Source organism: Nitrospira marina, assembly GCF_059568365.1.
In genome coordinates this window covers 3,206,957-3,224,022 of sequence record NZ_JCANTH010000001.1, presented here as the reverse complement: position 1 = coordinate 3,224,022, position 17,066 = coordinate 3,206,957, and the positions used below count along the sequence as shown (strand labels likewise).

Here is a 17,066-nt window from a genome sequence, read left to right as displayed (position 1 = left end):
CTAAGTTCATGAAAATGTCATGAATGCCAAGGCTTCTCGTTCGATCAGACCGTGTCCTTTTCTGATTGGGGCGGGGCGAGTCGAACCACCACCCGATTGCCATCGATGCGGACGACTTCAAGAGGTTGACCGGCATCAATAAAGTTTCCGTCGGATACCACATCCACTCGTTCTCTATCAAAACGGGCAATGCCGGAAGGGTGAAGATCTGAAACGGCTATTCCCTGTTTTCCCAGCCAGCGATGGTCTTCTGGCGGACTTGATTCGTATCCCTCTTGAGCCTGAAGATTGGTCTCCAGTATCAGTCGCCTGCCAAATGGAAGTCGTGGGAAATAGCGAAGAAGAATGAGGGTGGCGAGAATGGCCACCAGAATTGAAAAGGCAACTTGCCCCAATGCGGACAGCATGAAGTCCCATGTTGCCCCGGTCCCGATAAGGCTGAGTCCAAGTCCTCCCATGAGTGCCATGATTCCTAAGATTCCGGCAATCCCAAAGCCGGGGATGACGAAAATTTCCAGCCCAATCAAAATCAGACCAAGCCCGACAAGTAGAAATTCTTCCAATCCTGCCAATTGGACAAGCCCATGTCCCCAAAAAAAGAGGGCGAGGCTGATGAGCCCGAGAGCGCCGGGTACCCCGAAGCCGGGCATCCGCATTTCCAGCATAATTCCCAAAATCCCAACGGTCATCAATAGGGAGCTGACCACAGGATGTGTGAGGAACCGCACCAGGGACTCAGCCCAAGTTTCTGACGCGTAGCGAATGTCAGCATCAGCGAGGTTCACAGATTCTAGCACAGCCTCCAGCGAATTGGCTTGAAAGTCTGCGATGCTGGCCTGTAACGCTTCTTTGGTGGTGAGGGTCAACAATTTACCTTTTTTAATCAGGTCTGGAACTTCCACATCCGCATCAACCATTGCTTCGGCGATGAGCGGTGGACGATTCCGTTGCTCTGCGGTTGCCCGGAACTCTTTGCGCATATACGAGACGGTTTTTTCTTCAACCGGTTGGGCCGGTGAACCCGGAAGCCCGATCTGCACCGGCGTTGCTGCACCGATAGTGCCGCCGTCTGCCATCGCAATTTTTTCGGAGGCCAAGCTAATGAGAGCGCCGGCGGAGATGGCTCGTTTATTAATGAACGCGATGGTAGGCGTTTTTGATTCCAGGAGGGCATCCCGAATCAGCACTGCGGCATCGACCCGACCGCCAAAGGTATTAATTTCTAATATGACGGCCTTGGCACCGACGGCGGTGGCTTCGTCTAATACCCGTTGCACAAATGGCGCAAGGCCTAGATCGATGACACCCTCAATGGGAGCCACATATACGATAGGCTTATGCGAGACGGCCTGGCTTACACCGAAAACCATGAAGACAGACAGATAAACTGCCAGCGCGGAAAGCACATGGTGGAATCGTATTGGTGTCAGCATAGTACACAGTCCTCTTATCCTATCCTACCTTGTTTGACGGGACTCAAGCGATGGCAGCCCTGTGGGAGTTCTTGAGTTGCGGGAATATGCTGATTTCGGCTCATTAGACATCTCTGACCTTATCGAATCATTAAAATCCAATGTGGAAAATATTGGCGAAGGATAATATGAGTGATCACAATTCATTTTTAAATGGACTTTATAACTTATACGGAGGTGTTAAATGAAACTTACATACATGCTTAACGGGGCGCTGGCTCTGACCCTCATCGCGGGGGTGGCCTACGGCCAAGAAAACATGGTCGCAGGGGCGAGTGATATGGAAATGCAAGTTGTCGATAAGAATTGTTGGGTAGAGTTATTCGAGGATACTGATTTTGATGTTGACGATCCCCATGTCCGTGTAGCGGGACCTTTTCAGTCAGCCACGTTAGAGGATGTGGCTGGTCGGGATTGGAATAATGAAATCGAGAGTCTGATAGTAGGACCGAATGCTATGGTCTACGCCTATAAGGATCCGGATTTTTCCGGAACCGAAGTAGTGTTTGTCGCAAATCAACGAAACAGTGATTTAGCGGAATTAGATATGTCTGACAATATCGAATCATTAAGAGTCAAATGTGGAAAAGAATAAGTGAGGGTTGTATTACGTCTCCCCGTCCTTAAGAGAGTTAGATGGTAAGGGGGGGTGACTTCAAGTGTTCTATTGCATTTTATATCAGTGTACAGACCATAAGTCTCGGGTGAGAAAAATCGTGGCGATCCGCCCCCTGGAGGGGTTCCTATATAAACGCAATTGCTGCTACGGATTACTAATCCGTATCGCATAACCAGACTGCCACAATGCATCGGTAGATCATCTTTCCAAGTCACATTGATCATGGCACCTGATTCTGTTCGTGTAAATTCCAGATCTGCCGAAACATCTCCTATGCGAGATTTTTAATCTGGATGACCGGTAAGAACTCGGAAGAGAGGGACCGCCGGGGACCGGGTAGGAAATTGGACTTCCTCCAGGTTTCCCGGAAACCCCCAAATCAACTCAGGGAGTCGATGAAGGTCCACCTGAATACTCAAATCAAAAAGTCCTTCTATGAGCCGTTCCACACCCTATGTCCACCCATAGGGACTCATCCCTAAGGCAATGAAAGCATTGTCGTGTGGCCAGATCGATCCATTCTGGTAGGCCATGGGGTTGTATCGAATTTCACTGGCCGGGATTGTCCGGATTCCCCAACCAGAAAAAATACTCTTCTAATAATCCCTTTGCGATGCGTTCGGCTCGATCCTGTGTGGCAATTTCAGTAAAGAGCGTATGCCCGGCATTGGTAGATCGAAATGCATAGGGTTGTTTTTTTCTATCAAGGGCGAGGATGTACATGCACAATTCCTCTGAACAACATTGACGGTTCAATTGGTGTCCGAGTGTTGGGCTTCACGCAACAGTGATTCTGCTTGATCGTGGTGGTAAATGAGACGCCGCAAGCTAGGAACACATGAAGTGCCACAATGAAGCAGAATATAGGAGAAGCAGGGTATAGGCAGCCCCCCTTCTATCATCACAGAAAACTCTTGCTTAAAAACTGCGGAGGTCATAGACAGGGTGTGCGAGGATATATTTCCGATGCGGGCTTTGGACAAGAAAGCTTGCAACGCAAGCGGGAATCAGATTGCTCGTTTGTATGTTTTTTCCCTAATGCCGATAAAGGGAATTGATCCGGCTGTGAAACGAAAACAATACGCTCAATTGTTTCGTAAGCTCTCCAATTGTTGCCGAACAACCGGTTCCCGCAATTTTCTTAAGGCGATGGTTTCGATCTGTCGGATCCGTTCTCGAGTGACCCCTAAGGTTTGTCCGATTTCTTCCAAAGTGGATTCTTCGTCGTACCCGATGCCAAACCGCATGCGAAGAATGCGTTCTTCACGTGGGTTCAACGCTTTCAGGAGGCGGGAGATGGCGGCCTTCGAGCTGAATTCCTCCGAAATCCTTAACGGTGAAGGCGCTTCGTGATCTTCAAGAATATCTCCGAATGTGCCCTCACCCTGGTCATCCAACGGGGAGTCCAGGGAAACGGGGTCATAGGAGCCCTCCAAGATTCCTTGCACTTTTGCAACGGGTAGACCGATGTTTTCCGCCAGTTCTTGAAGAGTGGGCGTTCGTCTCAACCGTTGAGCAAGATGCTGTGAGGTTTTCTTGATTTTTTGGGTAATCTCATAGATGTGTACTGGCCTTCGAATAGTATTCCCTTTTTCGGCAATGGCTCTGGTGATGCCCTGTCGAATCCACCATGTGGCATAGGTGCTAAACTTATAGCCACGTGTATAATCAAACTTATCGACCGCTCTCATCAACCCAATGTTGCCCTCTTGGATTAAATCCAAAAAATGTAATCCGCGGTTCGTGTAATGCTTGGCCACACTTACAACTAATCGCAGATTGGCTTCAACCATTTTGGCTTTTGCCTGATGAACCTGGGCGACGGTCTGTTCAAGAATTTCACAGGATTGAAGAAATTCCAGGTGCGGCATAAAAATAAGGGACTCTTCGAGTCCCCGAATACGTGCCAGAGCTTTTCTGGAGTCATCCCCGGGTTTTTTGGGGCGGCTGGTTTCCAAGACCTGTTGGTGGGTGAGAATTTCTTCTTTAATCTGGTGAATTTCCTGAATCAGGGTTTCCTGTACGTCAGGGCGCAAGTTCAAGGCATCTATTCTTTTGATCAATTGTTGAATGGGTTTTTTGAATGAGGAAGAAATACGGAAATTATCTGGTGCGGAACCAGGCACGGCCAGACGTTTTGCAAAATGGGACAGAAATGGTTTGGCTAAACGAGCGATTGCATCCAGATGCTTGAGAGTCTTGTCGAAATTTTGTCCGGCCTCGTGCCGGTTTTCGGATGCAGGAGTTTCGTCTTCTGACCCAGCTGCGGAGCTCATGATAACCAAATTACTGACACGGAGGTCTCCTGTGTGCAATTGATCTCGAAGCGCAAGAAGACGAACAAGGATGACGGGTAAACTGAAAAGAGTTCCGACCAGGCTATTGGTACCCTCTTTGATCTGTTGAGCAAGCTGGAACTCGGCATCTCGTGTCAACAGCGGAACTCGACCAATGTCTTTCAAAAAGAGGGGGATCGTCATATTGGCGGTGACGGGGTCCTCATGATGTTGATGGGTAGGTTCCATGAATTCGTCAGGATAGGAGTCTGGCATTTTATTGCCGGTCTTTCGGCCCCTTTCTCCAAAAGAGGAGCGAGTAGACTGAAGTGAGGCTGATAATTCCACAGAAGCACCGGAAGAATACATCAGGCCATTCTGTTGGAGGGAGTAATTTTTCAAGACCCGTCTTTTCTTTCCCGTGCGTTGCAATGGATGATGTAACAATTCACTTGATGCCATGGTGGCCTCGCTTTCTCTTGCGCACAATAATCACTTGCAACCGAATCGTTCTTGGCGCATGGTGCAAATCCTTCGCACTGGTCATTCCACTCATTCCTCACGCCCATATCCGAAATCCCCTTTATTCCGGTTTCTTTTTCAGTGTGTATTCAGGGTTGTGCTCCACAATCAGATCCCGTCGAACATTTTTTTCAATTGACGTGCTCTGAGGTAAATTGAAGTTCCTTTTTCCCACTCTGGTCATGTTTCATTCCGCGGGCTTTGAGAATGGTCATATCTACCGTTTCTCCGCAGTTGAGGCACCTCAATACTTCTAGATGGTAAAACTGTCCGTCGAGGTTATAAATGCTATCTCGCACTAATAAGCCATTACACCGTTGGCATTTCATCATCTCTGCATTCATCTGTTCAGTTATCATAAAATTATTTCCTCCTTTTGGAAGCTTCCACTTGCACCTTAACCCCATGCTAGTTATGATAAGTAACTAGTTACAAAAGTAAAGTAGGTACCATAAAGTAACCAATGAAATTGCCTCCCAGTTCCTTCGGATGCCCGTTGGATTCCCTTCTTCGTGTGCTAGCCGGACCGTGGACGATTTACATCCTCTGCCGCCTGCATAACAATGGAGACACTCGTTTTGGCCAGCTCAAGCGCCAAATGCCGGGTATTTCATCAAAGATGTTGACGGAGCGATTGCGATCGTTGGAGAAAGCTGAAATTATCTTTCGTCAACAAGCCCCGACCATTCCTCCCCAGGTGACCTACGGACTCACGACGGAAGGTCGTGAACTCACAACCATTCTGGATCAAATCAATACATTGGCTGACCGATGGCAGGATCAGGAGACAAAAACGGCGAACACCAACATTCAAGTGAAAGAAACCAAAAGAAGAAAGGCGGTATCTAAAGATCCAGGTATTCTCCCTCTAAAAAAAGGGAAGAAGTACACGTAAAAATTAGGTAATCATTGCTACCGCCAAAGATTGTTTGGACTTGGACATGTACCGGACATGTGGACTACGCATTGGGATGTAAGGCATCCCTGCTTTTAATCGGTTCTGAAGTCACCCGCTGGGTAATCTTCCTCAACAAAACACTCCTGAGAATCAGTGTTTATCGTCGGCAGGCTCTGCATGTCGTGAGAAAGGGATCTAAGACGAGTGGGGAGGGCATCTATGTCGGTTGTAGCCCGAACGGCTTTTTCTAAAATTTTCCGCGAGCTGAATGATTTTCGGCCCGAAAAATGAATACCTCCGCTTAAATCGAGATGTAGAGAAATTGATGAATCTGAAAAGGAACGTGTTTCTCTCCTCTTGGAATCCCGTCAACCTTCGGGCTTTGAAGCGTCAATTCCGCTCCCAATTTCAAGAAGGAACGGTAGCTGGTTTAGCTTTTTTGAACTCGAACAAAGTGAAAGTTAATTCCGCCGCTGATGCCCTGGTTGTCGCCGTCAGACGGCTCATACGTTGCCACGGAAAAATTCTCTGTGAGCAAGGCGTCCTGGAGAGCCAGGCCGAAATCCTCCAGGGTGGTTACCTCGACAGAATTGATTTCCTTGATAAGGGCCCGGGGTTTTATGCCAGCAAGGGCCGCAGGTTTTCCCCCGATTACCTCAAAGACGACCACGCCTTTTGCGCGCTCTAAACCCAGAAAATCCCGTATTTCTTCGTCCACTTCTCCGACGATGATGCCGAAATCTTCTCCCAGCTTTATGGCCTGTTCCTCGGTCATAGACTGAACAGCCGGTTCGGCAAGAAGCAAAGAGGGCGTTCCCAACGCGCAAGCCAAGATCATGCTCGCAATTACGCCGGCAACCTGGTGGAACCTGTGTAGGATAATCGGACGAATCACGTTCATCATTGCCTCCCTCTTAGCCGTACAGACTCCTGCATCAATTGATTTACCCAAGTAATTGAATTTTCCTACTTGGTCGAATTTATGCAGGGCGCTGTGTTTAGACACACAATTCACCGGAATCTGCGCCTGAATAAAGGGATCATCCTGCCGGCCAAGGACTCTCGGAAATAGAAACCAGCCAGGATCATGCCCATTAGTAAGTACTGAAAGCCAAGTTCTCCAAAAATCTCTGCCATTGGCAATTCCCTTTTCCTTTTTTTCATGAGACCAACTCGAATGGATTAAAAAGAGGTGTTTAGACAAGCACTTCTTCTTGTTTAGCTGTCACGTTACTCTTTTCCCCTTGACGGGTTTTCAGAAGAGTGAGATCGATGACATGACCGCAATTGAGACATCTCCCCATTTCAATTTCTAAAAATTGTCCGTCCACGTTAAAGATACTGTCTCTCACCATGAATCCTCTGCAGCGTTCACATTCTCCCATTTTGTCACCTTCATTAAAATTATAACCATTATTGCCTTGGCCTTGCTTATGGTTAAGATAAGTAACTAGTTACTAAAGTAAAGTGGGCACTATAAAGTAACCTATGAAATCCCCTGAAAGTCCTTTAACTGTCAACTGGTTTTCCTCCTGCGGAACCGGGAGATTCGACCATAGAGTCTTTGGACCAGTGGCCTAAGAACGGGTAGGTTGGTTTAAAAATTTGGCGGATCGATCAGATGAATCCGTTGATCCATCGAGGGGAGGATGGTTGATCAAAATGGGCAGGATGGTTCAAAACAGATTTTGGGGAACGCTGGCTTTTGTGGTGATGGTGGCTTTTTCTATCGTTGGACCTGGTCATACCAATACGGCTCAGGAAATTGACAGACCGAACCCCTCGGCTCCCTCCTTAGAACGGATTTGACAGGTCGAAGGCGGTCATGGCTGTACCCGGTGCCTGCCGACCGAAAAGCGGAAGTCTTTTCTCGCAATTGGGACAGGTGAATTATTCAACCATCGTTTCATTTGAATAGTGGTTGCTGGCCATCACCTGAGGGGGCCTTGTGCAGTGACAGAGTTGAAACCCACCCAAGGGATTGCCCCATGGCCGCATGACCAACCTGGATCATCCGTTTTGCTTCTTCATTCTTTTTTTATGGATTTTCGTGCTTCGCCTGGCGGCAGTTGATCGTTCGCGGAATGGACGAGGGCAATCGCCTCCTTTAAGGAGGTCAACCCTTTCGTGAAGGCTTACAAGACTTTGAGAAGACTCTGTTCCCGTTGAGCGTGATCAATAACAATTTCCCCTTGTCTTGATGCTTGTGTTGATGAACGATGCGATTGCGGCGTCCTGGGTTTAGTCGTTTGATATGGTCGAGCCCTTATCCCTTAATACAGATTAACGGGCGCATTTTCGCTACCTTACGGGCCAAGTGCGCCTGTTCAGCCGCATCGACCACGGCGGTGACGTCTTTATAGGCTCCCGGCGCTTCTTCGGCGACCCCCCGCGCGGATGGACTTCTGATCAGGATTCCCTGAGCCGCTAACTCTTGAATCACCCTCTGACCTTTCCATTGGCGGGTGGCTTGATGCCGACTCATACGGCGTCCTGCTCCGTGGCAGGCGGACCCATAGGCCAGACCCATGCCCTCTTTCGTTCCGACCAGAAGATAGGAGGCTGTTCCCATGGTTCCACCGATAAGGACCGGTTGACCGAAGGCTTGGAGGTCAGCAGGGATGGCCGCATGTCTCGGACCAAACGCACGAGTGGCACCTTTCCGATGGACAAATATGTGCCGAGTCCTGCCGCCGATCTGATGTTCCTCCATTTTGCAGGTGTTGTGTGACACATCGTAGAGCAGCGGTAGGGACGTCTGAGGAAAGATCTCTGAAAAGGCTTGACGCACTAAATGGGTGACAATTTCACGATTGGCTAAGGCACAATTGATCGCCGCCCGCATGGCCCCTAAATACTCCTGCCCCAAGGGGGAGTCGATCGGGGCGCAGGCCAATTCGCGGTCCGGCAACGTAATGCCATACTGGCTTGCCGCAACCACCATTTTCTTAAGATATTCGGTGCCGATTTGATGTCCAAGCCCTCGAGAGCCGCAATGAATGCTGACCAGGATATCCCCGGCAAGGATACCGAGTTGTTCCGCCAAGGGATCGTGGTAGGTTTCCACGACCTCCTGAATTTCCAAATAATGATTTCCTGATCCTAACGTGCCCATTTCGTCCTGCTGGCGCTTCTTGGCTTGATCAGAGACGGACGCGGGTTTTGCCCCGGACATGCAGCCCTGTTCTTCAATGCGCGATAAATCTTTCGCTGTCCCATAGCCTCGTTGAACCGCCCATTGGGCACCGCCGGCGAGCATGTCATCCATTTCCCTGGGTTTCAGATGCAATCGACCGGTACTCCCCACGCCAGCGGGCACCTGTGCAAATAAGAGGTCAGCCAATTTTTCTTTCACGGGAGTGATCTCCTCCGCACGTAAACCCGTATAGAGGGTCCGTACGCCGCAGGAAATATCAAACCCAACACCGCCGGCAGACACCACCCCGCCCTGTTGAGGGTCGAAGGCAGCGACTCCGCCTATGGGAAACCCATAGCCCCAGTGAGCATCGGGCATGGCAAACGAGGCTTGGACAATTCCCGGGAGTGTGGCCACATTAACGACCTGTTCATACACCTTCAAATCCATGTCACGAATGAGTGACTCATCCGCGTAAATAATTCCCGGCACGCGCATTCTTCCCTTCTGAGGAATGTGCCACTCATACGCAGAGACAGGGGTGAGGAGATTCAGGTCCATATCGTTGGTCGGAAGAAAACATGGTGCAGCAATGTGTATGTTGACAGAGTCGGCTCAGCAAACATGTTATGTTCAAACCACGGGATTAGACATCGACGACACATTGGGCAACCCAGCCATTTCCCTCAATCTTCCGGACAGATAACTCGGTATAGGTCGCCCCTTTTACTTCTACGGCTGGTTCATGTTTGATACGAACGACCGGTTCCCCTCGCGCAATGGCTTTGAGGTGATGATCCGTAATCGTGATGTCAAACCGGCCGAATACCATGTGACTGCATGCCATTTCATAGATGAGGGCATTTAGCCAATCAACAAGTAATAGGTCATCATCCGGCGCGTTGCAGGTGAAATGGCGCTCCACCTGGAGATTTACCTGTTGGGGATCCGTAACGACAGCCGTCAGGGCTAACGCTGCCTGTTCAAAGGCTTGAGGCTTGGTGATTCCAAAACCACGAATCCCCATATCCGCCTCATGGGGAAAATGCTCCCACCCTCCTGAAGGCTCAGCGCCGTCCATGTGTATCATTATCCGATTGTCAGCCTGAGTTTCAAGCAAAGGACCTGTGCCCAGGTTAACGCTACCATAGCTCAGCCACCTCCTTCGGTGAACCTTGCCCTGAGCCCCTTCAACTGCGCTCAGGGCAGGCTTGCCGAATAGGTGAGAATGACAAGGAACGGGAAGCCATCCGCCTTTACTTTCTGTCTAATCCAGAAGGAACGATATGTTGGCGTTAATGCGATACTTGGTGATCTTGTTATTTTCCACTTTGGCTTCCATATCCTTGATATAAATCGATTTAATGCCATGCACGCTTTTGGCGGCTTTGGTCACGGCGTACGAAGCCGCATCCTCCCAACTCTTTTCTGATTCTGCTAACACTTCGATCACTTTTAACATGTCTGACATGGCTGACCCTCCTTAATAAGAAAATGAATGATATCCCACTGACCTGGAGACAATTGTTGAGCTGTTATCCGTGTTTTTTTATTGAAGGACGAAGTTTGGCGATGGGATTAAAAGGAGCAAGGAATCTGATATATCGTAAGACATCCCAGCGCTCATGTTCCGTCAAACGCCCTGACCATCCATGCATGGGAGAAAAGACGGCTCCATAGGTAATCACATTCATTAATTCCCAATCGGTTTTTGATCGGGATTCCAATGAGTGAAAATTCGCGGGCTGTACCAACAGGAATTGGGTGTCCGGCCCATCGCCGGCCCCTTTTTCTCCGTGACAATTTGCGCAGTGCTTTTCAAACAGGATTTTTCCATTCTGAGGGTTGCCTGGAACTTCTTGACTGAACGCCAGAATGGGCCAGGCCATGAGGAGGATGAAACTGAGAAACCCAAGGTATTTGTGTGGTTGATGCATGGTGTCCTCCTGCTTGCTTAACTGTAGAGATGTGGATATGTGCCATCGAAGTGTCATAACTTTCACCTCATATTTATGGCTCCTGTATAGATTCCAGGTACGACAGCAGTTGCCAGATCCGCCCTCGTACTTGGTCCGCCCACTCCGTTTCAATCGAGACTTCATCATCCGGTATCCGGAACCATATTCCAAACACCGGCATATCACGGGTGCCATGACTTGCAATGTGATCGCGGCCATCGATCGTACGGTACCCGTGCCAAAAGGGGAATGTCCCACCATGGTCCGCTGATAACCTGGTCAGATTTGCTGGCTTGGGTTTCATAGACTTAGAAAGAGGGCCGTCCCCCTTGGCCTGGGTTCCATGACAGGTTACGCAGAATTTTTGAAAGAGTTGCCTCCCTCCGGCTATAACCTCCTGCTCCTGAGCCCATCCCGAACTCATTCCCATACCTAGGATCAGCAAGGCGAGGCTCCCGTTCCGCAGGAGAAGGCTAAGCAAATATTTCATAGTGCATCCTTTGGGTGATTGAAACCGTTTAGGCAGCCTCTTGAGCATGTTTGGGGGAAGATTTGAATTGACAAATTTTGCGATTGGATAGGGTTTGTGAATCAAAGATTTTCCCGCAGTTCAAACATCGCCATTCATAAATCCAAACAGTTTTATGGATATTTCGCATATTCAGACAGGTATCAATGACCATGAACCTATGGCAGCGGAAACATTCCATAATGTCGCCTCCCGGTATCAATTTTTTCTCAAACTATGTTCCTAAATCAATGAATACGTTGATCCCCCTCTCGAACCCTGCCGTCTCAGATTGTGGCGAGGGAGGACATGGATCCGATAACCAAGAGGATCTATCAAACCCTATGCCAAATCCGGAATATGGATTCAGGATGGAAAGAATGTTGAGAGAATAAAGCAGGGAAAGGGTGCCCAATTCCATTGAGAATGGGGCGAAACCATAAATAACCAGGCAAGAAACATTGAACCGGAAAAACAGTTAACCTGGCATGGTACGGAGGAGAAGGATTCGGGGAAAAAAGCAAAGTCAGTGGAACCGCCAACATACTGTAGCATCTTTCCCCAGCCCTTTCGAACCGTTGGTCCCAGTCTTCCTCACCGGCATCCTTTCGACACACGACAAATATATGTCCGTGACAGGCTATCAAAGAGGACGGATGGAGGGGATTTCCTGTCAATACCGGATGTTCGTTAGCGATCATGCCGATTAGGACGAGTGACGGGTTCGAAAATGCCGCAGGCATCTCGGGGGCGGCCCGGACAGCCCGCAACCAATTCATGCTCGCCCGCCAGGTCACAATAAAGGGCCGGCTTGGTATGGATGATGAAGGCATTGTCCCCCACACCCTCATCAAAAATACTGAGGCGACCTTTCGAGAGGGTAATTCGGCTCGTGGTGTTATGCATGACACCTCTCCCGTTGAGCACTGCAATGTTCATGAGGTCTCCCTGAAAAAAATAGAATGGCTAATCTGGGAATGCTCACAGGCGTGAGGGAATCAAAGAGAACAGGTTAACTCAAACACAAAATGGCTTGAACTAGGGCCCGGGAATTAGGAAAAATAGCCCTGGTAAAAGAACCATTCCTCAGTCTTCATGACGGTTATGTCATGTCATGTCTCTTTTATACCCGTAATGTGGTGAGCGGGAACCCAAATCCCAAACCGAGGAAGATGAATGGCCGATCTCAGGCGTCGCAGGTTGTGTCATTGAAGGGCAAAAACAATAATGGCTGTACCTTTTGAATCAAAATGCCTATGATTGGACACTTCGCGAGGTGTTTCAGAATTTATTTCTAGGGGGAAAGCTTCCCTGGCCACTGGAACAAAGCAATTGCAATCCCAAAGACCTCCTGAAAAACCAAAGAGGAAAATTGCTTTTTCCCCAATAGCCTCCCCTCGGAGTCTTGTCACGAAGCAATCCAAATCCTCACGATCGCGTCCTCAGATTCCATCCCCATTCAAGATCATCACGGTTTCTTTTAAATTTCCCGGACTTCAGCTAGCTTTTTCCACCGTTGGATTGAGGTAGAAAAGGGTTTACCAACATCTGAAATAAGCCTAAATTAATGGATGGTAAACCTCACCCATGATTCCTTTGGCCATTGAAAGGGGCCGGAACATGACCAATGGATTTGGCCATGAATGCAATCATCGTCCCAATCGGCAAAATCTTTGAAAAGAGACTGTGTCATAACTGGCTACCTGGTGGTATAGGCATGACGAAATTGAGTGTGGATGGATGTTCGATAAAAAAACCTCGGGCATGAGGTGAGGCAGACAAAGCAAACCTTGTTTTCCGCCTTCGCGCAAAGTGAGAAGAAAAGGCATGAATCCAAAAAACAAACGAGCTGCCGGGAGTCATCCTTTACGTCAAAATCCTGAGACAGGGCTGTTGACCACACGCGAGCAGGTAAAAAAGATGACGCTGGAGGAGGTGCAGCACCTGGTGCATGAACTCCAGGTCCATCAAATCGAACTGGAGATGCAAAACGAAGAGTTGCGTCAGACCCAACGAGAGCTTGAGGTCACAGGCAATCGGTATGCCGCCGTGTATGATTTTTCACCGGTGGGATACGTGACCTTTGATGATGGCCATAGCCGCATTCTAGAGGCCAATTTGACTCTTTGCCATTTGGTAGGTGTGTCACGCCTGGATATCCTCAATACAAATTTTGAACAATATGTCATCCTGGATGATCAACGGGCGTTTAAACGGTATTTGGATTTACTGAGGCAGACCCCGGGCACGCACCGTTCCGATCTTCTAACTCTGCAGCATGCCAACAATTCCCATCGGGTCCGATTAGAAGGCTGTCTGGAGACCAAGGAACCTTCAAGTATGACAAGAGTGTTTCGAATCGCGGTCGAGGATGTCACGATACAGGAGCAAGTCGAAAGCGCGCAGGATGAGCAAAGGGCCTTGATGGCGGTCGTGATGGACGGAGTCATGGATGCCATCGTGACCATCGATGAAAGTCAACGAATTGTCCTGTTTAATAAAGCGGCGGAAGACATGTTTGGTTGTCCTGCCTCAAGCGCCCTTGGGCAACCGATAGACCGGTTTATTCCGAAGCGGTTTCGTGCAGCCCATCAGGAACATTTTCAACAATTTGGCCGGAACCCGAAGCCCTTCCGTCAGATGGGCGCGGCAAGGGAGATTTTCGGACTCCGGACCAGCGGAGAGGAATTTCCTATCGAAGCGACCATTTCACAAGTGCAGGTTAAAGAACAAGGCAAGAAGCTCTTCACCGTCGTGCTACGAGACGTCACCGAGCGTCGACACGCTCAGGAGATGCTAAAAAAAGACCAGCAATTTATTACGGCCATTTTGGATACTGCCGGTGCTTTGATGGTTGTCATGAATCGCCACGGGCAGATCATCCGGTTTAATCGCGCCTTTGAAAGGCTGACGGGGTATTCATTTGAAGACGTTCGCCATAGACTCATTTGGGATATACTCCAACTGCCCATGGTGGGAGTGGAGCAAGTGAAGGAATATTTTCAGGCCATTCTCCAAGGCCAGGCCCCGACTTTTCAGGAAAATTATTGGGTCACGAAGGATAATATTCGGCGCTGGATTGCGTGGTCTTATGCGGTGCTCAGAGACGACCAGGGTATGGTGGACTTTGTGATCGTGACAGGGATTAATCTTACGGGACAACGGAACGCGCAGAGAGCGTTAAAAAACGAACAGCGGTTCATTGCCAATGTGTTAAATACGACAGGAGCCCTGGTGATCATCCTGGACCCCCAATGGAGAATTCTTCGCATGAATCGGGCCTGTGAGCAGACGGTCAGGCACGCGTTTCAAGACTTGAAGGGACAGCCATTCTGGAATCTCCTGACTCCTTCTGAAGATGACAAAGAAGGAGTCACAGAAGTGCTGGAGTCTTACAAAACAGGCCGGTTCCCTTGCACCTTTGAATCGGCCATTCTAGATAAGGCACGTCAGCTTTGTTGGATCCAGTGGAACACGACCGCCAGCTACACCAAAAACGGCGAAGTGGAGTATTTTATTGCGACCGGCACCGATATCACCCGGCGCAGGCACACTGAGCAGCTGCTTCAACAGAGCAAAGAGCAGCTTCAGGCAATTCTTGATCATAGTCCGGTTTCCATATGGCTCAAAGACCTTGAGGGGCGGTACCTGAAGGTCAATCGGCAGTTCGAAAGGAATGCGGGTCTATCCGAGAAGCAGATATTGGGCAAAACTGATATGCAAATTTTTTCCACCGAACGGGCTTCGCGGTTTTGGGAAATTGAACAAACCATTCTTCAAACCCGGCAGGCCCATGAATCCGATGAAATCTCGGAACGTTCGGATGGAATACACACCGAACATGTGTTCAAGTTTTTGTTGACGACTCCCAAAGGAAAACCCTATGCGCTCTGTGGAATTGCCACGGATATTACCCAAAGAAAACAAGCAGAAACCATTCTTCAGGAAGCCTCTCAGCGGCTGGAAATACAACAGCAGGAGCTTCGCTCACTGGCTGCCCAACTCCTGACTGCACAGGAAGAGGAGCGCCGGCGTATATCCCGTGATCTGCACGATGATGTCAATCAACGGCTTGCGCTGATGAGTTTAAAATTGCAATCCGCACAAAATGATCTTCCGGATATGCACCCTGTCACGCAAAAGCTGCACGAGCTCTATGCCAATGTCGGGGATCTGTCCGATGATATCCGCCGTTTGGCCTACCAGTATCATCCGTCGATCCTGGATGACCTTGGCTTGGGCTCGGCTCTTCGCTCGTTGTGCGAAGACTTTGAGAAGTGGGAAGGGATCTCGGTCACGTGTGAATTGGCTGATGGAGCACGAAGAATTTCCCAAGCGGTGGGTACATGTCTATACCGTGTGGCACAAGAGAGCCTGCGAAATGTCGTAAGACATGCTCAGGCTTCGGCAGTCCATCTTGTTTTAGGGGATGAAGGACAGGACATTATTCTCTCAATCCACGACAATGGAAAGGGATTTGAGATGGACGGACTCCTTTCCCGGGGCCTGGGGTTTGTCAGCATGAGGGAGCGGGTTCGTCTGGTAGGTGGGACCCTGTGGGTGGACAGTCAGCCCGGGCATGGTACAACGGTGAAGGTCTCCATTCCTGATAGCGGAAAAAATGATTGATGTGTGGCAAAATTTGGCTTGTAACTCCACTTGCCTGTTTTCCTGGGTATCTCGGTCATTCAAGTTTGTCTTACAGGCCCGTCATTTCCGTGGGTTGTCAGCCGGGATCGACCCGAAGCATTACAAATAGTATTCCCGATTACGAATGTGGGGAAGAATAATCAGATGAGCATAGGCAACCGAATTTCTCGATTCAGGTTGTCGGGAATGAGGGTCAGGTTATAAGGCTGGAGTGCATGAGAAAAGGGAAGAAATGTCTGCACGGTCAAGGTCATGGCCACGCACAATAGCTTAGGACAAGTTCCATGGTGACTCGACCCCGTATACTATTAGCCGATGACCATGCATTGGTTCTGGAAGGGCTGGCCAAACTGGTCACGGAGGGTTGTGATCTTGTCGGGAAAGTAGAGGATGGGCGAACCCTTCTTCAGGTCGCTCAAAAGTTGGAACCGGATGTGGTTGTCTTGGACATTTCCATGCCCAAGTTGAATGGACTGGATGCGGGCCGTCAACTGAGGAAATTACTTCCATGGACTAAGCTGATTTTTCTGACTATGCATGCGGATCCCCTGTATGCGAAAGAAGCCTTTCAAATCGGGGCCTCCGGGTTTCTCTTGAAACGGTCTGCGGCTTCCGAATTGATGCTGGCGATCCATGCAGTCATGAAGGGGCAGTTTTATGTGACTCCGGCCATTGCCAAAGATTTTCTGGGTACGTTCACTCAGGAAATGCCGGTCCCTCAAGTTGAGGCAAACTCTCTCACGCCTCGGCAGCGGGAAGTACTGCAACTCATCGCCGAAGGCCACAGCACCAAAGAGATGGCGACGATGTTACATGTATCTCCTAAAACCATTGAATTTCATCGAGCCAAAATTATCCGGGAGTTGCATTGTCAAAGCACGGCGGAATTAACGAGATATGCCATAACCCATGGTCTCGTGTCTCCGGAATAGAAAAAATGGGAATTCTTTAAACCAGGGATATTTCTCTCGAAAACTAGGGATTTTCCTAATGGTGATTTGTCCACGCTTGTTTATATTACCTACCC

16 protein-coding genes are annotated in these 17,066 nt (G+C 49.2%); 4 read left to right on the top strand and 12 right to left on the bottom strand.

The genetic code is table 11. The features are described from left to right. Nucleotides 1-44 precede the first annotated feature (44 nt). On the bottom strand, nt 45-1,433 hold the full coding sequence (locus LX98_RS13725; RefSeq protein WP_496429435.1) for an NfeD family protein: 1,389 nt from the start codon (nt 1,431-1,433) through the stop codon (nt 45-47). 223 nt (nt 1,434-1,656) lie between these two features. On the opposite strand from LX98_RS13725, the gene LX98_RS13720 reads away from it, so the two are divergent. Next, complete coding sequence (locus LX98_RS13720) at nt 1,657-2,067, top strand: beta/gamma crystallin domain-containing protein (protein ID WP_496429434.1); 411 nt, start codon at nt 1,657-1,659, stop codon at nt 2,065-2,067. A 573-nt stretch (nt 2,068-2,640) separates the two neighbouring features. On the opposite strand, the gene LX98_RS13715 is transcribed toward LX98_RS13720, so the two are convergent. The 3 genes from LX98_RS13715 to LX98_RS13705 all read right to left on the bottom strand — a co-directional run bounded on the left by LX98_RS13715 (nt 2,641) and on the right by LX98_RS13705 (nt 5,248). Continuing rightward, nucleotides 2,641-2,814 carry a hypothetical protein gene (locus LX98_RS13715; RefSeq protein WP_496429433.1) on the bottom strand — a complete coding sequence of 58 codons (174 nt, stop codon included), beginning with the start codon at nt 2,812-2,814 and terminating at the stop codon, nt 2,641-2,643. Between the two features lie 362 nt (nt 2,815-3,176). Next, nucleotides 3,177-4,829 carry a sigma-70 family RNA polymerase sigma factor gene (locus LX98_RS13710; RefSeq protein ID WP_496429432.1) on the bottom strand — a complete coding sequence of 551 codons (1,653 nt, stop codon included), beginning with the start codon at nt 4,827-4,829 and terminating at the stop codon, nt 3,177-3,179. Nucleotides 4,830-5,020: 191 nt separating this feature from the next. Then, entirely contained in the window at nt 5,021-5,248 is a 228-nt protein-coding gene (locus LX98_RS13705; RefSeq protein ID WP_496429431.1) for an LIM domain-containing protein, read from the bottom strand. 104 nt (nt 5,249-5,352) lie between these two features. Here LX98_RS13705 and LX98_RS13700 point away from each other — a divergent pair, with 104 nt between their 5' ends. Further along, nucleotides 5,353-5,784: a winged helix-turn-helix transcriptional regulator gene (locus tag LX98_RS13700; protein WP_496429430.1), complete on the top strand. Its 432-nt coding sequence runs from the start codon at nt 5,353-5,355 to the stop codon at nt 5,782-5,784. Between the two features lie 433 nt (nt 5,785-6,217). Here LX98_RS13700 and LX98_RS13695 read toward each other — a convergent pair whose 3' ends face one another. The 8 genes from LX98_RS13695 to LX98_RS13660 form a co-directional block, all read right to left on the bottom strand. Next, nucleotides 6,218-6,691, bottom strand: coding sequence for a hypothetical protein (locus LX98_RS13695; protein ID WP_496429429.1), 474 nt, complete (start codon nt 6,689-6,691; stop codon nt 6,218-6,220). 292 nt (nt 6,692-6,983) lie between these two features. Then, a complete protein-coding gene (locus tag LX98_RS13690; protein WP_496429428.1) occupies nt 6,984-7,142 on the bottom strand; it encodes a hypothetical protein in 159 nt (52 codons plus the stop codon). A gap of 911 nt (nt 7,143-8,053) precedes the next feature. Next, a complete protein-coding gene (locus tag LX98_RS13685; RefSeq protein WP_496429427.1) occupies nt 8,054-9,484 on the bottom strand; it encodes an RtcB family protein in 1,431 nt (476 codons plus the stop codon). 85 nt (nt 9,485-9,569) lie between these two features. Further along, entirely contained in the window at nt 9,570-10,004 is a 435-nt protein-coding gene (locus tag LX98_RS13680; RefSeq protein ID WP_496429426.1) for an archease, read from the bottom strand. 186 nt (nt 10,005-10,190) lie between these two features. Further along, complete coding sequence (locus LX98_RS13675) at nt 10,191-10,394, bottom strand: dodecin family protein (RefSeq protein WP_312646959.1); 204 nt, start codon at nt 10,392-10,394, stop codon at nt 10,191-10,193. Between the two features lie 64 nt (nt 10,395-10,458). Further along, complete coding sequence (locus LX98_RS13670; protein WP_496429425.1) at nt 10,459-10,860, bottom strand: c-type cytochrome; 402 nt, start codon at nt 10,858-10,860, stop codon at nt 10,459-10,461. 73 nt (nt 10,861-10,933) lie between these two features. Then, entirely contained in the window at nt 10,934-11,371 is a 438-nt protein-coding gene (locus LX98_RS13665) for a c-type cytochrome (protein ID WP_496429424.1), read from the bottom strand. 708 nt (nt 11,372-12,079) lie between these two features. Next, on the bottom strand, nt 12,080-12,328 hold the full coding sequence (locus LX98_RS13660) for a hypothetical protein (protein ID WP_496429423.1): 249 nt from the start codon (nt 12,326-12,328) through the stop codon (nt 12,080-12,082). Between the two features lie 888 nt (nt 12,329-13,216). On the opposite strand from LX98_RS13660, the gene LX98_RS13655 reads away from it, so the two are divergent. Continuing rightward, nucleotides 13,217-16,018: a PAS domain S-box protein gene (locus tag LX98_RS13655; protein WP_496429422.1), complete on the top strand. Its 2,802-nt coding sequence runs from the start codon at nt 13,217-13,219 to the stop codon at nt 16,016-16,018. 305 nt (nt 16,019-16,323) lie between these two features. Next, nucleotides 16,324-16,971 (top strand): response regulator, encoded by a 648-nt coding sequence (locus tag LX98_RS13650; protein WP_496429421.1) that lies wholly within the window; start codon nt 16,324-16,326, stop codon nt 16,969-16,971. Nucleotides 16,972-17,066: the final 95 nt, after the last annotated feature.

Coding starts and splice junctions, on each gene's coding strand:
- LX98_RS13725 (WP_496429435.1), bottom strand. CDS start 1,433: ATGCTGACACCAATACGATTCCACCATGTGCTTTCCGCGCTGGCAGTT.
- LX98_RS13720 (WP_496429434.1), top strand. CDS start 1,657: ATGAAACTTACATACATGCTTAACGGGGCGCTGGCTCTGACCCTCATC.
- LX98_RS13715 (WP_496429433.1), bottom strand. CDS start 2,814: ATGTACATCCTCGCCCTTGATAGAAAAAAACAACCCTATGCATTTCGA.
- LX98_RS13710 (WP_496429432.1), bottom strand. CDS start 4,829: ATGGCATCAAGTGAATTGTTACATCATCCATTGCAACGCACGGGAAAG.
- LX98_RS13705 (WP_496429431.1), bottom strand. CDS start 5,248: ATGATAACTGAACAGATGAATGCAGAGATGATGAAATGCCAACGGTGT.
- LX98_RS13700 (WP_496429430.1), top strand. CDS start 5,353: ATGAAATTGCCTCCCAGTTCCTTCGGATGCCCGTTGGATTCCCTTCTT.
- LX98_RS13695 (WP_496429429.1), bottom strand. CDS start 6,691: ATGATGAACGTGATTCGTCCGATTATCCTACACAGGTTCCACCAGGTT.
- LX98_RS13690 (WP_496429428.1), bottom strand. CDS start 7,142: ATGGTGAGAGACAGTATCTTTAACGTGGACGGACAATTTTTAGAAATT.
- LX98_RS13685 (WP_496429427.1), bottom strand. CDS start 9,484: ATGGACCTGAATCTCCTCACCCCTGTCTCTGCGTATGAGTGGCACATT.
- LX98_RS13680 (WP_496429426.1), bottom strand. CDS start 10,004: ATGGACGGCGCTGAGCCTTCAGGAGGGTGGGAGCATTTTCCCCATGAG.
- LX98_RS13675 (WP_312646959.1), bottom strand. CDS start 10,394: ATGTCAGACATGTTAAAAGTGATCGAAGTGTTAGCAGAATCAGAAAAG.
- LX98_RS13670 (WP_496429425.1), bottom strand. CDS start 10,860: ATGCATCAACCACACAAATACCTTGGGTTTCTCAGTTTCATCCTCCTC.
- LX98_RS13665 (WP_496429424.1), bottom strand. CDS start 11,371: ATGAAATATTTGCTTAGCCTTCTCCTGCGGAACGGGAGCCTCGCCTTG.
- LX98_RS13660 (WP_496429423.1), bottom strand. CDS start 12,328: ATGAACATTGCAGTGCTCAACGGGAGAGGTGTCATGCATAACACCACG.
- LX98_RS13655 (WP_496429422.1), top strand. CDS start 13,217: ATGAATCCAAAAAACAAACGAGCTGCCGGGAGTCATCCTTTACGTCAA.
- LX98_RS13650 (WP_496429421.1), top strand. CDS start 16,324: ATGGTGACTCGACCCCGTATACTATTAGCCGATGACCATGCATTGGTT.